The organism is Rhizobium sp. Leaf453, assembly GCF_001425605.1.
In the GTDB taxonomy this organism is placed as follows: Bacteria; Pseudomonadota; Alphaproteobacteria; order Rhizobiales; family Rhizobiaceae; genus Pararhizobium.
Window position 1 is genome coordinate 107,747 of the sequence record NZ_LMRG01000008.1, and the last position, 15,638, is coordinate 123,384.

Annotated in this window: 13 protein-coding genes; 4 read left to right on the top strand and 9 right to left on the bottom strand. The window is 61.4% G+C overall.

Translation table 11 applies throughout. The features are described from left to right. Window positions 1-19 precede the first annotated feature (19 nt). The 3 genes from ASG68_RS11585 to ASG68_RS11595 all read right to left on the bottom strand — a co-directional run bounded on the left by ASG68_RS11585 (window position 20) and on the right by ASG68_RS11595 (window position 3,560). Window positions 20-1,180 (bottom strand): fumarylacetoacetate hydrolase family protein, encoded by a 1,161-nt coding sequence (locus ASG68_RS11585; protein WP_062578232.1) that lies wholly within the window; start codon window positions 1,178-1,180, stop codon window positions 20-22. Window positions 1,181-1,383: 203 nt separating this feature from the next. Further along, the gene (locus tag ASG68_RS11590; RefSeq protein WP_062578234.1) at window positions 1,384-2,100 is read right to left on the bottom strand and encodes a FadR/GntR family transcriptional regulator; all 717 of its coding nucleotides are present in this window, start codon (window positions 2,098-2,100) and stop codon (window positions 1,384-1,386) included. 26 nt (window positions 2,101-2,126) lie between these two features. Then, the gene (locus ASG68_RS11595) at window positions 2,127-3,560 is read right to left on the bottom strand and encodes an FAD-binding oxidoreductase (RefSeq protein ID WP_082478583.1); all 1,434 of its coding nucleotides are present in this window, start codon (window positions 3,558-3,560) and stop codon (window positions 2,127-2,129) included. Between the two features lie 183 nt (window positions 3,561-3,743). Here ASG68_RS11595 and denD point away from each other — a divergent pair, with 183 nt between their 5' ends. From denD to ASG68_RS11610, 3 genes are read left to right on the top strand one after another with little or no spacing between them, the layout of a single operon-like run. Then, on the top strand, window positions 3,744-4,727 hold the full coding sequence (gene denD / locus ASG68_RS11600; RefSeq protein WP_062578236.1) for a D-erythronate dehydrogenase: 984 nt from the start codon (window positions 3,744-3,746) through the stop codon (window positions 4,725-4,727). Next, window positions 4,727-5,638, top strand: a complete 912-nt coding sequence (locus tag ASG68_RS11605; RefSeq protein WP_062578238.1) for an NAD(P)-dependent oxidoreductase — start codon at window positions 4,727-4,729, stop codon at window positions 5,636-5,638. Before denD ends, ASG68_RS11605 begins: the two co-directional genes overlap by 1 nt. Further along, complete coding sequence (locus ASG68_RS11610) at window positions 5,635-7,419, top strand: IlvD/Edd family dehydratase (protein WP_062578240.1); 1,785 nt, start codon at window positions 5,635-5,637, stop codon at window positions 7,417-7,419. Before ASG68_RS11605 ends, ASG68_RS11610 begins: the two co-directional genes overlap by 4 nt. 107 nt (window positions 7,420-7,526) lie before the next feature. Here the strand turns inward: ASG68_RS11610 and ASG68_RS11615 are convergent, their stop codons facing one another. Beyond that, window positions 7,527-8,294: an alpha/beta fold hydrolase gene (locus ASG68_RS11615; RefSeq protein WP_062578242.1), complete on the bottom strand. Its 768-nt coding sequence runs from the start codon at window positions 8,292-8,294 to the stop codon at window positions 7,527-7,529. Window positions 8,295-8,449: 155 nt separating this feature from the next. On the opposite strand from ASG68_RS11615, the gene ASG68_RS11620 reads away from it, so the two are divergent. Continuing rightward, complete coding sequence (locus tag ASG68_RS11620; protein ID WP_062578243.1) at window positions 8,450-8,896, top strand: MarR family winged helix-turn-helix transcriptional regulator; 447 nt, start codon at window positions 8,450-8,452, stop codon at window positions 8,894-8,896. 1 nt (window position 8,897) lies between these two features. Here ASG68_RS11620 and ASG68_RS11625 read toward each other — a convergent pair whose 3' ends face one another. The 5 genes from ASG68_RS11625 to ASG68_RS11645 all read right to left on the bottom strand — a co-directional run bounded on the left by ASG68_RS11625 (window position 8,898) and on the right by ASG68_RS11645 (window position 15,632). Next, entirely contained in the window at window positions 8,898-9,293 is a 396-nt protein-coding gene (locus ASG68_RS11625) for a hypothetical protein (protein WP_062578245.1), read from the bottom strand. 94 nt (window positions 9,294-9,387) lie between these two features. Further along, a complete protein-coding gene (locus ASG68_RS11630) occupies window positions 9,388-12,732 on the bottom strand; it encodes a M10 family metallopeptidase C-terminal domain-containing protein (RefSeq protein ID WP_062578247.1) in 3,345 nt (1,114 codons plus the stop codon). 322 nt (window positions 12,733-13,054) lie between these two features. Next, window positions 13,055-13,699 carry a 3-oxo-tetronate 4-phosphate decarboxylase gene (otnC, locus tag ASG68_RS11635; RefSeq protein ID WP_062578249.1) on the bottom strand — a complete coding sequence of 215 codons (645 nt, stop codon included), beginning with the start codon at window positions 13,697-13,699 and terminating at the stop codon, window positions 13,055-13,057. After that, window positions 13,696-14,964: a 3-oxo-tetronate kinase gene (gene otnK / locus ASG68_RS11640; RefSeq protein ID WP_062578251.1), complete on the bottom strand. Its 1,269-nt coding sequence runs from the start codon at window positions 14,962-14,964 to the stop codon at window positions 13,696-13,698. The genes otnC and otnK overlap by 4 nt, the downstream gene beginning before the upstream one ends. After that, window positions 14,955-15,632 carry an aspartate/glutamate racemase family protein gene (locus ASG68_RS11645; RefSeq protein ID WP_062578253.1) on the bottom strand — a complete coding sequence of 226 codons (678 nt, stop codon included), beginning with the start codon at window positions 15,630-15,632 and terminating at the stop codon, window positions 14,955-14,957. The genes otnK and ASG68_RS11645 overlap by 10 nt, the downstream gene beginning before the upstream one ends. Window positions 15,633-15,638 lie beyond the last annotated feature (6 nt).

Sequence of the window (15,638 nt, forward strand, 5' to 3'; positions counted from 1 at the left end):
GCGTCCCTCCCAGTTTGCGTTACATCAGGCCGCGCTTGGCCAGGTTTTTCATCAGCGCACCAACGCCGAAGGTCCATTCGGGGCAGGCGTCACTGCGATCGACCCAGTTTACCAGACGGCCGAGCAGTGGCGTCGCGATTTCCACCCGGTCGCCGATTTCATGCGTAAATCCCCGGCCCGCACCGCGCCGGTCCTTGACGGGGGCAAACATCGTTCCGAGGAAAAGGACGGCACCATCCGGATATTGATGATTGCGATTGAGCAATTGCCGGGCGAGATCGGCGGGTTGGCGGCTGATTGCCTCCATCGGGCTCTCGCCCGTCATCCGGAAACCGTCCTGTCCCTCGACGGACAATACAACACGCACCTTGCCCAACTTTTCAAGCGTAAACGTGCCGTCGAAAAGGCGGATGAACGGGCCGATGGCGCAGGATGCGTTGTTGTCCTTTGCCTTGCCCAGCAGCAGAGCAGAACGTCCCTCGACATCCCGAAGGTTGACGTCGTTTCCGAGCGTGGCACCGATAATTTCCCCGGAGGAGCGCAGGACCAGCACCACTTCCGGCTCCGGATTGTTCCATTCCGAGATCGGATGAATGCCGACCTTCGAACCGCAACCGACCGCCGACATCGGCTGTGACTTGGTGAAGATTTCGGCATCCGGGCCGATGCCGACCTCAAGATATTGCGACCAGAGATTCATGTCCTGCAGAAGCGCCTTCACGCTTGCCGCCTGCTCAGACCCGGCAACCACGCCACGAAGGCTGTCTCCCAGAACCGGCGCCAGACGCTTGCGGATATCGAGGGCGCGGCTTGCATCGCCCTTGGCCTGTTCTTCGATCACCCGCTCCAGCATGCTGTCGGCAAAAGTGACGCCGGCGGCCTTGATCGCCTGCAGGTCGATCGGTGCCAGCAATGTACCGGCCTGTCCCGACAGGAAATCATCGACCGACCCGAGGTCGGGAAGGTCATGCGCCGATTTCAGCTTGCCGGCGAGGTCGCCGCGTTCGAGCAACGAGGAAACAGTCGCGGAAATTGACGACAGGTCGAGGACCCGATCACCCCGGACGAGAACCGGGCACGGACCATCGGCAGACTTCGACCAGACGCGGCCGACAAGCAGCGCGCCGGCTAAATCTTCCGGCAGAATGTCCGTAGCACGAAGCGAATTGGTGGAATCCAAGCAATACCTCCCTCACGTCTGCAGCAAGTCGGCCCTCCTGCCATCTTGCCAGATTGTCAGGCTGTCTGACAATGGTAGCGCTACCTTTTAGTCGTAGTTGCTTATGCTGTCCAGCGCCGAAAATCCACTCCCGGGATAAATGACATCTTCGGGAAGATGGCGTTCGGCTCACAAACGGCAAGCATCACCTGCCGGAAGTTTTTTCAGCTGGCTTCCATGACAAGATCAAGTCGATTGGCGGCGCCGAGCAGATGCTGCCTCATCGCGGCGCGTGCGCGGTGCGGATCCCGGCTGGCGATGGCATCGCGGATCGCCACATGTTCGGCAATCGTCACCTCAACGATTTCCTCCAGCACCGCCGTCGCCCGGGCTGCGTTGATGGCAAGGCTGATGCGCTCGGCGATGAACCCGACGAACAGGGCGAAATATTCGTTGCCAGTCGCCGACGCGATGACGCGATGGAAGATGAGGTCAGCGACAATTCCCTGGTCCGTCCATTTGTCCGTTCCCATCATCGCCGCCAGGGCTTCATCGAGCTTGGCGAGATCGCTCTCGGCATGATGGATCGCAGCGAGTCCGGCGGCTTCGATTTCCAGCGGCATCCGCAACTGGAAAAGATCCCGGAAGATCGCGCGGTCGTGGAGATCGTCCTGCTCGATCCGGATGGATTGGCGCGCCTTGATCTCGGTTGCGAAGGCTCCGACACCCTGCCGGGTCTCGACCAGCCCCTCGTTGCGCAACTGGGCAATCGCCTCGCGCACCACCGAGCGGCTAACGCCGAAACTGCTGGCCAGGAAGTGTTCGGTGGGCAGCTTGCCCCCCGGCGGAATACGCCCCTCGGTGATCTCGCGCGCAATCTGGGCGGCAATCCGCGCCGGGAGATGCTCGTTGCGCCTGATCTGTCCAAAATCCATCGACATGCCGTTTCGCCCCAATCCATTACCGCCTATGAACGCCGCTCAAAATCCAGTTGGCAACCCGGATTCATCACACCCCGCGGGTCGACGGCGTGTTTCAATGCCGTCAGCAATTCGCGCCGGATCGGCGGGATACGTGTCTCATAGTCGGCCTTTTTCAAACGGCCAATACCGTGCTCCGCGCTGATCGATCCATGATAGGCATCGACGACCGTATTGATCGCCTGTTTCGCCGTATAGATGCGCGCATCGATCTCCTCACGCGGCAGGCCAGCGGGTGGCAGCACGTTCAGATGAACATTGCCATCGCCGACATGGCCGTAGGAGACGCAGACACCGTCCGGCACGGCATGAACTACGGCCTCTTCCGCGTCGCGAACGAAATCGGCAAGGCGCGACAGCGGAACGGAGACATCGGTGCGCAGATGCGGTCCACGCTTCGCTTGCCCCTCGTTCATGCCTTCTCGGAAAAGCCAGAGGTTGCGCGCCTGCGCCTTTGAGCTTGCGATCACACCGTCCGGGACCAATCCCTCCTCCATCACGGCACCGAGAAACCGCTCCATCAGGTCGTCGATATCGACCAGCCCTGACCCGGATATTTCCAAAAGCACATAGGCGGGGTAATCGCCGGAGATCGGCATAGCGAGGTCAGGAAGCGCCTCGCGGGCCAGAACGAAGGCAAGCGGCGGCATGAACTCGAAGGCAGACATCAGGTCGCAGCAATCACGCCGAGCCCGGCGGAAAAGCGCGATGGCGTCGTCGAGCGAATTGAGCCCCAGAAGCGCCGTGGCGACCTGATCCGGCTCCGGTGTCAGCTTCACCGCAACGGCGGTGATGATGCCGAGCGAACCCTCGGCGCCGATGAACATCTGCTTCAAATCAATGCCGCGATTATCCTTGCGGAGCGTCGACAATCCATCGAAGATCGAACCATCCGGCAGCACCACTTCGAGGCCGAGCACCAGTTCACGCGTCATCCCATAGCGCAGAACGTTGATGCCGCCGGCATTGGTCGACACATTGCCGCCAATACGGCAGGAGCCCTGCGCGCCGAGCGCCAGTGGGAAGAACATGCCTTCGCCCGCGACCGCATCCTTGAATTCCGAAAGTATGCAGCCGGCCTCTACAACGGCGGAAAAATCGCCAGCGTCGATACGCCGGATACCGGTCATTCGCTCCAGGCTGATCACGACCTGATCGTCCGGTCTATCGGGTATCGCGCCCAGCACCAGACCCGTATTGCCACCCTGCGGAACAATGGACAGGCCGATCGCGGTACAAGCCTTGACGGCCGCGGATACTTCTTCCGTCGTGCGCGGACGCAGGACAGCAACCGCTCCCGACGTCACGTCGCCATGCCAATCCCGGCAGTATTTTTCGGTTGCCGCGCCGCACAGGACCATGTCGGCGCCGAGCGCCCGAACCAACGCATCGACGCAGGCCGCTTGCCGGCTAGACCCCATCACCGCGTCAACTTCTCCGTTCACGATCGCTCTCGCCTTTTGGGCATGACCCGGTGGCGCCGGATCAAATATTCTGTTTTCAAAAAGATGATATAAGGTTATCAGACAACCTTACAATAGTTTTGTTGCAATGCCGACTCTTTCGCTTCAGAGCGGTGCGCAGAAAACCGGGAGGAGGATCACGTGCATATTCTGATAATTGGCGCCGCAGGCATGGTCGGACGCAAGCTGACGCAGAGACTGGCCAGGGACGGAAGTCTGGGCGGTCACCCGATCGAGGCCATGACGCTCGTTGATGTGGTGGCGCCCGACGCGCCGGACGGTTTTGGCGGCAGGGTGGTGCTGGAAACCGTGGACCTTTCCGCACCGGGCGAAGCAACGCGGCTCATCGCAAGGCGCCCAGACGTGATCTTTCACCTCGCGGCCATCGTTTCGGGAGAAGCCGAACTCGATTTCGACAAGGGTTATCGCATCAACCTCGACGGCACGCGTTATCTGTTCGACGCCATCCGCATCGCCCATGGCGAAGATGGCTACAAGCCGCGCGTGGTCTTTACTTCCTCCATCGCCGTCTTCGGCGCCCCGCTGCCCTACCCCATTCCGGACGAGTTTCACAGCACGCCATTGACCAGCTATGGAACGCAGAAGGCGATCTGCGAACTGCTGCTGTCAGACTATTCGCGGCGCGGCTTTTTCGACGGCATCGGTATTCGCCTTCCGACGATTTGCATTCGTCCCGGAAAACCAAACAAGGCGGCCTCCGGCTTCTTCTCGAACATCCTGCGCGAGCCGCTTGTCGGGCAGGAAGCCGTCCTGCCCGTTCCGGACGACGTACGCCACTGGCATGCATCGCCCAGGTCCGCCGTCGGTTTTCTTACCCATGGCGCGACGATCGACGTCGAGAAGGTCGGCCCCCGGCGTAACCTCTCGATGCCGGGGCTTAGCGCGACGGTCGGCGAGCAGATCGAGGCGCTTCGCCGCGTCGCCGGCGAAAAGGCGGTGGCGCTGATCCGCCGAGAGCCCGACGAAATGATCATGCGCATGTGCGCCGGCTGGGCACCGGGATTTGAGGCAAAGCGCGCAACCTCGCTCGGCTTCACCGCCGAAAAGTCCTTCGATGACATCATCAAGGTCCATATCGAGGATGAGCTTGGAGGCCGTTTGTGATGACCACCGGAGCGGGGCAAAAAGGGGAGCGCATCGCCTTTCTCGGGACCGGCCTGATGGGCGCGCCGATGGCACGCCGCCTGCTGAAAGCCGGCTATGCCGTCACGGCCTGGAACCGTGATCGCTCCAAGACGGATGCTCTGGCGGAGGAAAGAGTAACCATCGCGGCCACGGCAGCCGACGCGGCGCGCGATGCCGATGTCGTCTTCACCATGCTGAGTGACGGCAATGCTGTCAGCAGCGTCCTGATTGATCAGGGCGTGGCGGACGTGCTGAAAGTCGGCGCCGTTGTCATCGACACATCGTCAATCGCGCCCCCGATCGCGCGTCAGCATGCTGAAATGCTGGCCAAGCGGCAGGTGCATCATATCGATGCACCTGTTTCCGGCGGCGTCGTTGGCGCTGAAGCAGGCACGCTTGCGATCATGGCGGGCGGCGATAGCACAATCATCGACAGTGCCGCCGACATATTCTCCATCCTCGGCCGAGTCACCCATGTCGGCCCGTCCGGCGCAGGCCAGATCTGCAAGCTCGCCAACCAGCAGATCGTCGCCATCACGATCGGGGCCGTTGCCGAGGCGATGATGCTGGTGGAAGCCGGTGGTGCCGATCGCGGCAAATTCCGCGATGCGATCCGGGGCGGATTTGCCGAAAGCCGCATTCTGGAGCTTCACGGCAAGCGGATGGTGGATCGCGCGTTCCAGCCCGGCGGGCTGTCGCGGCTGCAGCTCAAGGATCTCGACGCCGTCGCCGCGATGGCGGAACTGTTCGCACTCGACCTGCCGCTGACATCGGTGATACGGAACGAATTCAGTGATTTCGTTGCCGACGGCCATGGCGAAACCGACCATAGTGGCCTGTTGCTGCATCTCGAAAAGATCAACGGCCACCATGGGGAGAAGGTCCGGTGAGTGAAGACCAGAACGAAAAACGCCGGCTGCGCTCGCAGGACTGGTTCGACAATCCCGACCATCTCGACCTGACCGCGCTCTATCTCGAGCGGTTCATGAATTACGGCACGACGCCGGAGGAATTGCGCAGCGGCAAGCCGATCATCGGGATCGCCCAATCGGGCAGTGATCTGAACCCGTGCAACCGCCACCACCTCGAACTCGCGAAACGCCTGCGCGACGGCATTCGCGATGCCGGGGGCATTGCCATCGAATTTCCGACCCATCCGCTGTTCGAAAACTGCAAGCGCCCCACCGCCGCCCTCGATCGCAACCTCGCCTATCTCGGTCTGGTCGAAATCCTCTACGGCTATCCGCTCGACGGCGTCGTCCTGACGACCGGCTGCGACAAGACCACACCATCCGCGCTGATGGCAGCCTCGACCGTTGATATTCCGGCGATCGTGTTCTCCGGCGGCCCAATGCTCGACGGCTACCATGACGGCGATCTGGTCGGCTCCGGCACGGTGATCTGGCGCTCGCGCCGCAAATATGCCGCCGGCGAGATCGACCGCGAGCAATTCCTGGAAGCGGCGCTGAGTTCGGCCCCGTCCATCGGTCACTGCAACACGATGGGCACGGCCTCCACCATGAACGCCATGGCCGAGGCGCTCGGCATGTCGCTGACCGGCGGCGCCGCCATTCCGGCCGCCTATCGCGAACGCGGCCAGATGGCTTACCGAACCGGCCGGCGCGCCGTCGAACTCGTGCTGCAGGACATTCGCCCATCCGATATCCTGACCCGCGCCGCCTTCCTCAACGCCATCAAGGTCAACTCCGCCATCGGCGGATCGACCAACGCCCAGCCGCATCTGATGGCGATGGCCAAGCATGCCGGCGTCGATCTGCGCCCCGACGACTGGCAGGTTCACGGCTTCGATATCCCCCTGCTCGCCAATGTCCAGCCGGCAGGCGCCTATCTGGGCGAGCGGTTCCACCGCGCCGGTGGCGTGCCCGCGATCATGTGGGAACTGCTTCAGGCTGGAAAACTGGATGGCGACTGTCCGACGGTTACCGGCAAAACGATGGCCGAAAATCTGGAAGGGCGGGAAGCCGATGACCGCGAGGTGATCAGGCCCTATGCGGAGCCGATGCGCGAACGCGCAGGCTTCCTTGTGCTCAAGGGCAACCTGTTCGACTTCGCCATCATGAAGATGAGCGTCGTATCGGAGGATTTTCGCCGCCGCTACCTGAGCGACCCCGGGCATGAAGGCGTGTTCGAAGGCAAGGCAGTCGTGTTCGATGGATCCGAGGACTATCACAAGCGGATCAACGATCCGTCGCTTGCCATCGACGAGCGCACAATCCTGGTGATCCGGGGTGCCGGGCCGCTCGGCTGGCCCGGATCGGCCGAGGTCGTCAACATGCAGCCACCGGACCACCTGCTGAAGCGTGGGATCATGAGCCTTCCGACAATCGGCGATGGCCGCCAATCAGGAACCGCCGACAGCCCGTCAATCCTCAATGCCTCGCCGGAAAGCGCTGCCGGCGGCGGTTTGGCCTATGTCCGGACCGGCGATACCATCCGCATCGATTTCAACGCCGGCCAGTGCGACATGCTGGTCGATGACACGGAAATTGCGCGCCGGAAAAACGATGGCATACCGGCCGTTCCCGCCGACGCCACGCCATGGCAGATGCTCTACCGCCGGACGGTGACGCAACTGGCCGACGGCGCGACCATCAAGGACGCGGACACGTTCCGCCAGATCGCGAATACGCCGCCGCGTCACAACCACTGAGCCTGGCGGAAGGGCGCCGCGCGGCAACTTCGTCAGCGCCGCATGACGAATATAACAGGGCCATCACTCATCCGGAGTGATGGCCTGCGTCATCCAAGTTTTCCGGCTTACTGCGCGGCTTCTTCAATCAGGTCGGCCACGGCCTTGGGCTGCGACACCATCACGACATGGGAAGCTCCCTTGATCACGACGGTATGCTTCGAGCCTGCCCGTTCGGCCATGAAGCCGAGCGCCTTGGCCGGGATGTTCTTGTCGCCATCACCGTAGATGAAATAGGACGGCAGGTTCTTCCAGGCGGGAGCGCCGGACTTTTCGGTCAGGGCTGCTTCGGTGATTGGGCGCTGGCCAGCGGCCATCAAGGCCGCATCCTCCACCGAGACGTCATGCGCGAACTGCTCGTGAAACTTCGCCTGGTCGATGGAGAGATCGACACCGCCACCGGCAAGCTTGACCGGGGCAGCCAAGGCCTGACCGAGCGTGCCGCCCGGGAACTTACCGGCCAGTTCGGCCACGGCCTCACCGGCTTCGGGAGCGAAGGCTGCGACATAGACCAGCGACTTGACGTTGTCCTTGCCGTTCGCGGCGGTCGAGATCACCTGGCCACCATAGGAATGACCGACGAGGACGACCGGTCCCTTGATGCTCGACACAACATCGGAAACGTAGGCGGCATCGTTCGAAACGCTGCGCAGCGGGTTGGCAGCGGCGACGACAGTGTATCCATCCTTCTGGAGGATCTTCGTGACGCCGTTCCAGCTGGAGGAGTCGGCGAAGGCTCCATGGACCAGGACGACAGTGGGCTTCGCGGGCTGGGCGATCGCGCTCCCCGACAGCAGGGCGGCGGCGAAAGCAACGGTGGCGGCAAACTTGAACATGGCGATATCCTTTTTGGGTTGAGTGTCCGGAACTGCGTCTGATTTTTATTTTGTAGGCGATTAGTTTGTGCACAATACATATGCGAACAAGATCGCCTCGTCAATCGCTTGCAAACAGATCGCGCACAAATTATTTTGATCGAAAGGAGATTGACATGACGAAGCCAGACGACAATGCCGGGGTTGCAGGAATGCTCTGCTTTTCCTTCTATTCCGCGAGCCATGCGTTTACCCAGCTTTACAGACCCTTGCTGGAGACGCTTGGCCTCACCTATCCGCAATATCTGGTGATGGTGTCGCTCTGGAGCCGCGACGGACAGAACGTCAAGGAACTGGGCAAGACGCTCTTTCTGGATTCCAGCACGCTGACGCCATTGCTCAAGCGTCTGAACACGGCGGGGCTGATCACCAGAACGCGCAACCCGCAGGACGAACGCGAAGTTCTTCTGCACCTCACAGAAAAGGGCCGTGCCTTGGAAAATCAGAACGGGGATGTCATGCAATGCATCGCCGAGGCAGCTGCGCTGGAGGCGGAGACAGTCGATGCTCTCCGCACAACGATCGACGGACTGCGCAACAGGCTCCGGGCGAGGACGAAATAAGTCAGTACATGACCGTCTGGAGCGCCACCGTCACCGATGAGCCCGACCGATATCGCGTGCTGCCGCGCGCGAGCAACCAGCCATCCGCACGCTCCAGGCGCGCGATGATCCGCAATGGTTTTGATCCGGTGGATGAATCAGGCGGCGTCAGTGCAAAGGCGATCGTCTTCGAGCCGCCCTTGCTGGCGATGCGTGTCTGCGCGGCGCGAGCCTTGGTCTTGGCACCAGGTTCTTCGAGATAGATCTCAAGCTGGCCCTCCGGAATGGCGGAGCCACCGTCGAATGTGATCGTGCCGCGGATTTCAGCCGATTGTGCACCGATGGGACCGGCAACCGCAGCAATAGCGGCAGTTCCGGCTGCCATCAGCACCAACCGACGCTTTGTCTCGCCTGTCATGATATCACTCCACGATCGATCTGGAATTTTCGGACCCATGCTCCCGTCCTGAAGTCGGAATTGGGGCGCCCGAAGGCGCCCCAACTTTGTCATGTCAGATGATAATGAAGTCGGACGCGGAAAGTTGCAGGTTCTTTCCCAACTGGGCGAACTGGATCGCTGCAATGCTTCCGCCGCCGTCCTCGTCATAGGATAGAGCGCCGCTGTCGGTGTCGTAGATGATGCGATCGTCGGCATCATGGGCAACACCCGCCGCACTCTTGTAGAATGCACCGAGCGCGAGCGCCCCGTCATCACCCAGGGCCTCGAAGATGAGGTTGTCCAGGAGGATCGTGTCGTCGGCCACCTTGAAGTCCGTGATACGGTCGACATTGCCGCTGCCGAGGTCCGTCGAGAAACGGAAGCTGTCTTCCCCTGTCCCGCCGGTCAGCGTGTCGGCGGCCAGTCCGCCGTCCAGCAAGTCGCTGCCACGGCCGCCGTCGATGATATCGGCCCCTGCGACACCCGGCTGGATGGGCTCAGGCGGAAACTCCACCGATACGTTCAGCTCGTAGGTGGAACCATCAGGCACCGCTTCCGACCAGCCGTCGCCCGGCGCATCGGGTGACCAGGCGCCTTCCAGGATATAGTAGGTGCCAGTCTCCTGGACGACGAAAACCGTGCTCGAATCCCGGTTGCTCGTGGAACCAGGATCGCCACCGCCATCGTCATTCTGGGCGACGATATTGCCGTCGCTATCGAGCAACCTCACCCAGCTGTCATGAACATCCGGATCAGCAATGTGGTCGATGTCGATGGAAATGACGGTGCCGGCCGCCAAATCGATGCTGTAGTATCCGCCCTGGCCATTCCCTGTGGCGTTGACGGTCGTGTGAAGGGCCGTCGTGGAATCGAAGATGTCCGGATCTGATGTCAGGGAGAAGTTGTTGGAAATATCGAAGGCCGTCGCCATCGAATTATTCGTCGCGTCGGGACCGAGCGTGGCATAGCCGGTACCGATGCCGGGACGCGGCGGTGCATCACCCTGATAGCCGAAATCGCCGAGCAGGGTATCGTCGCCGCCACCGCCATCGATCTTGTCGTTTCCGCCCTGCCCTGTCAGCACATTGGCGGCGTTGTTCCCGGACAGACGGTCGTTGAAGCCCGAACCGGCGAGGTTTTCGATCGAGATATACCGGTCGCCACCCGAGCCGCGCCCGGCAAGCGAAAGCTTGAGGCCGCCGGTCGCGTCGGCGTAATCCGCCGTGTCATTACCTGCCCCGCCGTTCAGCCGATCGGAACCGCGACCGCCTGTCAGGATATCATTGCCATCGCCGCCGGAGAGGTCATTCGATCGGGCGTCACCGATGAGGTGGTCATCATGCGACGAGCCGACGGCATTTTCAAAACCGGCAAGGATGTCATGCCGGATTGCAGTGCCACGCCCGACGATCTGCACCGGACCATCGCCGTCACCGCCTGTGGCGGTACCGTTCGCCAGATCGATCGTGACGCCATCGGAACTGCCGGAATAGACGACCGTGTCGATGCCGGAACCGCCATCGAGATAGTCCTGACCGGCGCCGCCGATGATCGTGTCATTGCCGGCCTCACCATAGATGATGTCGCCGTCGTTGCCGCCGTCGAGGATGTCATTGCCGCCGCCGCCGTTGAAGTAATCGCCGCCGCCCTGGCCCCAGAAGTGGTTTGCGGCATCGGTGCCGATGAAGCGGTCAATACGGTCATCGGAACCGATCAGGTTCTCGATGCTGTAGAACGTATCGCCCGACGCCGTGCCGCCGCTGGCCGTGTTGGTGGCGAGATTGACGAGAAGCTGGAACGGACTTTCCTTGCTGTAGTCGACGGTATCGACGCCCGACCCGCCGCGGAAGATATCGATGCCGTCCTGACCGCTCAGCGTATCGTCGCCAGCGCCTCCGTCGAGGATGTCATTGCCCTGACCGCCCAGAATGGTGTCATTGCCGCGACCGCCGTAGAGCGTGTCGTTACCATCGTCGCTTTCGGTCTGATCCTCCAGATCCTCGACATCGATCGTGTTGTTGATGTCACGGCTGGCAAGCGAATCGCGGCCGCCGATGATCAGGTCATCGCCGCCCTGGCCGAAGATCGTGTCGTCACCGGCACCGCCATCGAGCGTGTTGTTGCCGTTGTCGCCGAAGATGATGCTGGTCATCGTGTTGTCGCCGATATCGGGCTGCGGTTCGCTGCCACCATCATCGCCCGGCGTCAGCGACGACTTGTTGGCGTAGATGATGTGCTCGACATTGGCGATATGCTTGATGCGCAGGCCCTTGGCCAGGATGACGACGGTATCGTCGCCGCCATTGGCGGTCTCGCGGACGATGTCGTCGATGGAATCGACGAAATAGACATCGTCACCGCCATTGCCGGCCATCCGGTCCGCACCATCACGCCCGTCGAGCACGTTGTTTCCGTCATTGCCGATCAGGATATCATCATGCCGGCTGCCGATGCCGTTCTCGACATAGTAGTCCGTCCCGTCGGCATTGTGTCCGGCGAAGATCGACACGTTGTTGCTGTGACCGTTGACGCTGGAGAACTGTCCGGCGCGCAGATCGAGGATCGTACCCGCCGTGGAGCCGGAAAAATCGAGCGTGTCCGTACCGCCGGTATCATGGATCGCAAAGCCGATATCGTGCTGCATGCCCGATTTCGTCAGCTTATAGCCGTCTTGCGTGGCACCGAAGCCGTAGACATTGTCGCCCGTATTGAGGTCGATATGCTGGTAGGTGCGTACGCCCTGGTCATCGACCGTCGAGAAGAAGCGGCGAATGACCGCCTCGATATCGGCCATGAGCGGTGTCGAGGCCGACCAACGGCTGGTCTCGCCGACATCGATTCCGTCGAAATAGGACATGACGCTGTATTGCTGGCGATCATAGGTCCAGGTCGCGTTGTTCAGATAGTTGATCTGCACGCCGCCGGGGCCGCTGTAATTGTAGAGCCCGGGATGGTTGAGGCCGAACTCGTGGCCGAATTCGTGAATGAAGGAATCGAAGACATAACCGCCGATATCGGTCTTGTTCGGCTCGGTATCGTGGAAGCGCTGACCGATGCTGACATAGCGGTTGGCAGAATAGGCACTGCCATCATCCTCTTCGCCCAGTTCCGGGCTGACGACCTCCATCCAGTCGGTATCGGGGTCGAACGGCGCGTTGTCGACGATTTCGAATTTCAGAGGGGTGACAGAGGCCCACATTTCCAAGGCGCCGATCGCGGCGGCCTTGTATTCGGGATGATCGTTGAGTTCGGAAACGTTGATCCTCAACGGTTCGGCCGCGATTTCCGGCGTCAGGCTGCGAGGCAATGCCCCGAGATAATCGAGAAAGGCATCATAGTCCTCGCTCTTTCCATAGGGATTGTCGGGGGTCTGATCGTTGATCCACCATTGGTCAAGAATTTGACGTGGCTTCGGCATCGTGAGGCTCCTCTCTGACTGTTGTGTTCAGTTCCAGCTTGCGCCGTTCTGCACCCCAATTTTTCACAGGCATTGCTCCTCGCTTCGCCTGTGAGCCCCGGTTACCCCGCCGAGCAATCTAGTCAAAATCGTCCCTTTGTCACCCCTAGAAAGACAGGGGGAGAAAATCCTGCCGGGAGGTTCGAAAAGATCCGACTGTCCCTTCGTGATCTAACCTTCTCTGAAATAAGCTGTTTTCAGGAATACTGCAGCAAGTTCAAAAAACGGAAAAAAGCAGCTTGAACAAGCTGCTCCATAACCGGGAACCGTATGCGAATCGGTCCTAATTCCTGAACGCCGCTTCCAACTCCGTCACCTCGTCACAGGTCAGCAAGGACACCGGCCGGTTCCCCACGAGGAAGAAGAGCTTTGCGGTTTCCTCCAGTTCCTCGTAGATCGACACGGCCTCGCCAAGCGATTTTGCCGAGACGATCGGCCCGTGATTGGCGAGCAGAACGGCATGGTGGTTTTTTGCCGCTTCCCGCACGGCATCGGCGAGCCTGCGGTCTCCCGGGCGGTAATAAGGCAACAGCGGCAACTTCCCCACGCGCATGACATGATAGGCTGTCATTGGCGGCAGGACATTGCTCGTATCGTCGTGGCACAGGCAAGAGACGGCAACGGCGTGAGTGGAGTGCAGATGCACGATAGCACCGGCCTGCGGTCGTTCGGCATAGACGGCGAGATGGAAGAAGGATTCCTTCGAGGGCGGGTCACCGGAAAGCAGAATGCCATCCGGCGACACTTTCGAAATCTGTTCCGGGGTCAGTGCACCGAGACTGCAATTGGTCGGCGTCACCAGGATCGAGCCGTCGTCCAACCTGACGGAGAGATTGCCGGCGCTACCATGGGCCAGCCGGCGTTCGTAAAGAAGCGCTCCATAACGAACAATCTCAGCCCTTGCCTCATCTTCTCTGATCGGGGTCATCGTCCAGCCATCGCATCAAGCGCCTTTGCAAGAAAATTCTCCGAGCCGAAATTGCCGGATTTCAAGGCAAGTGCAAGGGTTCCCTCGGCATTGGTGAGGATCGGCACGCCCGGATCGATTTCCGGCCCGACACGAAGCGCGCCAAGCCCCAAGGCCTGCACCACCGCACCGGAGGTCTCTCCACCAGCGATGACAAGCCTGCGTGTACCGCGATCAACCAGCACCCGCGCGGTCTCGCCGAAGAGCGTATCGAGACGCGCCGCGACGGCCTCGCGGCCATATTTTTCCTGCGCCGCGGCGACCGCCACCGGATCGCCGGAGGAATAGGCCAGCGGCGCGCGGCCGCTGTTTTCCTCGATGAAGGACAGAACCTGTTCACCGGTAAGCGCACCGGACATCACTGCGTCGACGTCGATGGCCAGGGTCGGATGTGTCTTGGCATGCACCTCGATCTGCCGCCGGGTTGCCCCGGAGCAGCTTCCCGCCAGGATTGCCTCGGCGCCTTCGATACCGGCGAAGCTGTTTTCGGTCCCTCGTGCCTCGCCGCGCCGGATGAAATTCGCGGGCAGCGCCAGCGCGACACCGGAACCGCCGGTAATCAGCGGAGCGTCAGCGCAGGCCGCGCCGATGACCTCGAGATCGCTGTTCGAGATGGCGTCGGTCACGACGAGCGTTTCACCCCTTTCCCCAGCCTGGGCCAAAGCCTCACGAAGCGCGTCCGATCCCTGCCCCACTGTTTCCATCGCAGCGAGTCCCACGGGCTCCGTCGTCTGGCGGGTAAGCCAGCGGCGAATGTCCGGGTCGGTCATCGGCGTCAGCGGATGTTTTTCCATGCCGGACTCGCTGAGCAGCCTGTCACGCACGAACAGATGGCCCTGATAGATGGTTCGTCCCGCCCCCGGAAAGGCAGGGCAAACCACGACGCCCTTCACCCCGAGTCTTTTCGCCAGGGCTTCGGCGACCGGACCGATATTGCCGTCCGGCGTGGAATCGAAGGTCGAGCAATATTTGAAGACGATCTGGCGGCACCCTTGGGCCAGCAGCCATTTCAGCGCCTCGAGCGACTGCACGACAGCGTCATCGGCCGGGATCGAACGGCTCTTCAGCGCAACGACGCCGGCTTCGACATCGGACTGGGCGGCACCTCGTGGCACGCCCATATATTGCGCCGTCAGAAGACCACCCTCGCCGGGCAGGCCCTTGGTCAGGGTATTGGCGATATCGCTTGCGCCGGTGAAGTCGTCGGCGATCACGCCTATAAGCATTGTGTTGTTCCTTCAATCATGGATCGCATCCGCAGGACCGCGGATTCCGGCGCCGTCAGGACGGGGATATCGACTGCCCTGCGCACGGTATCCGCCGCTCTCGACGTGGAAAAATGCGCCAGCAGAAGCGCATCGAGACCGGAGATGCCTGCCGCAGCTTCGGCAACCCTCCGATTATGGTCTACCGCATCCCCACGACGCAAGCTTTCGATCGCGCCATCCGCCAGCACTGTTTCAAGCGTTGCCGCGCTGCCCGCCTCAGACGCGAACGCCCGAAACTCATTTTCCATGGTACCGATCGCCGGAGCGAAGGTCGCGACCATTCCGATCCTCGACCCCAGCGAAAGGGCGGCTCGGAACATGGCTTCATTGGGCATCAGCACCGGGATCGATATCTCTTCTGCCAGTTGTCGGATCGCCGGACCGAAGGCCGAGCAGGTGATCAGGATTCCGTCCGCGCCGCCAGCGACCGCCTGCCGGCCCAGCGCCACGAAGCGGCGGGTGATATCCTCAGAGACCGCACCCGGCTGACGTTCGCGGTCCAGGGAAAGACTCTCATCAAGAATGTTGACGGCCTCCGCTTCCGGCCAGAGGTTTTGCATGGCGACCCGGATGGGCTCCATCGCGACCAGCGTGGCGTGGAAGAGGAAGATGCGGGGCGAGGTCATACCACA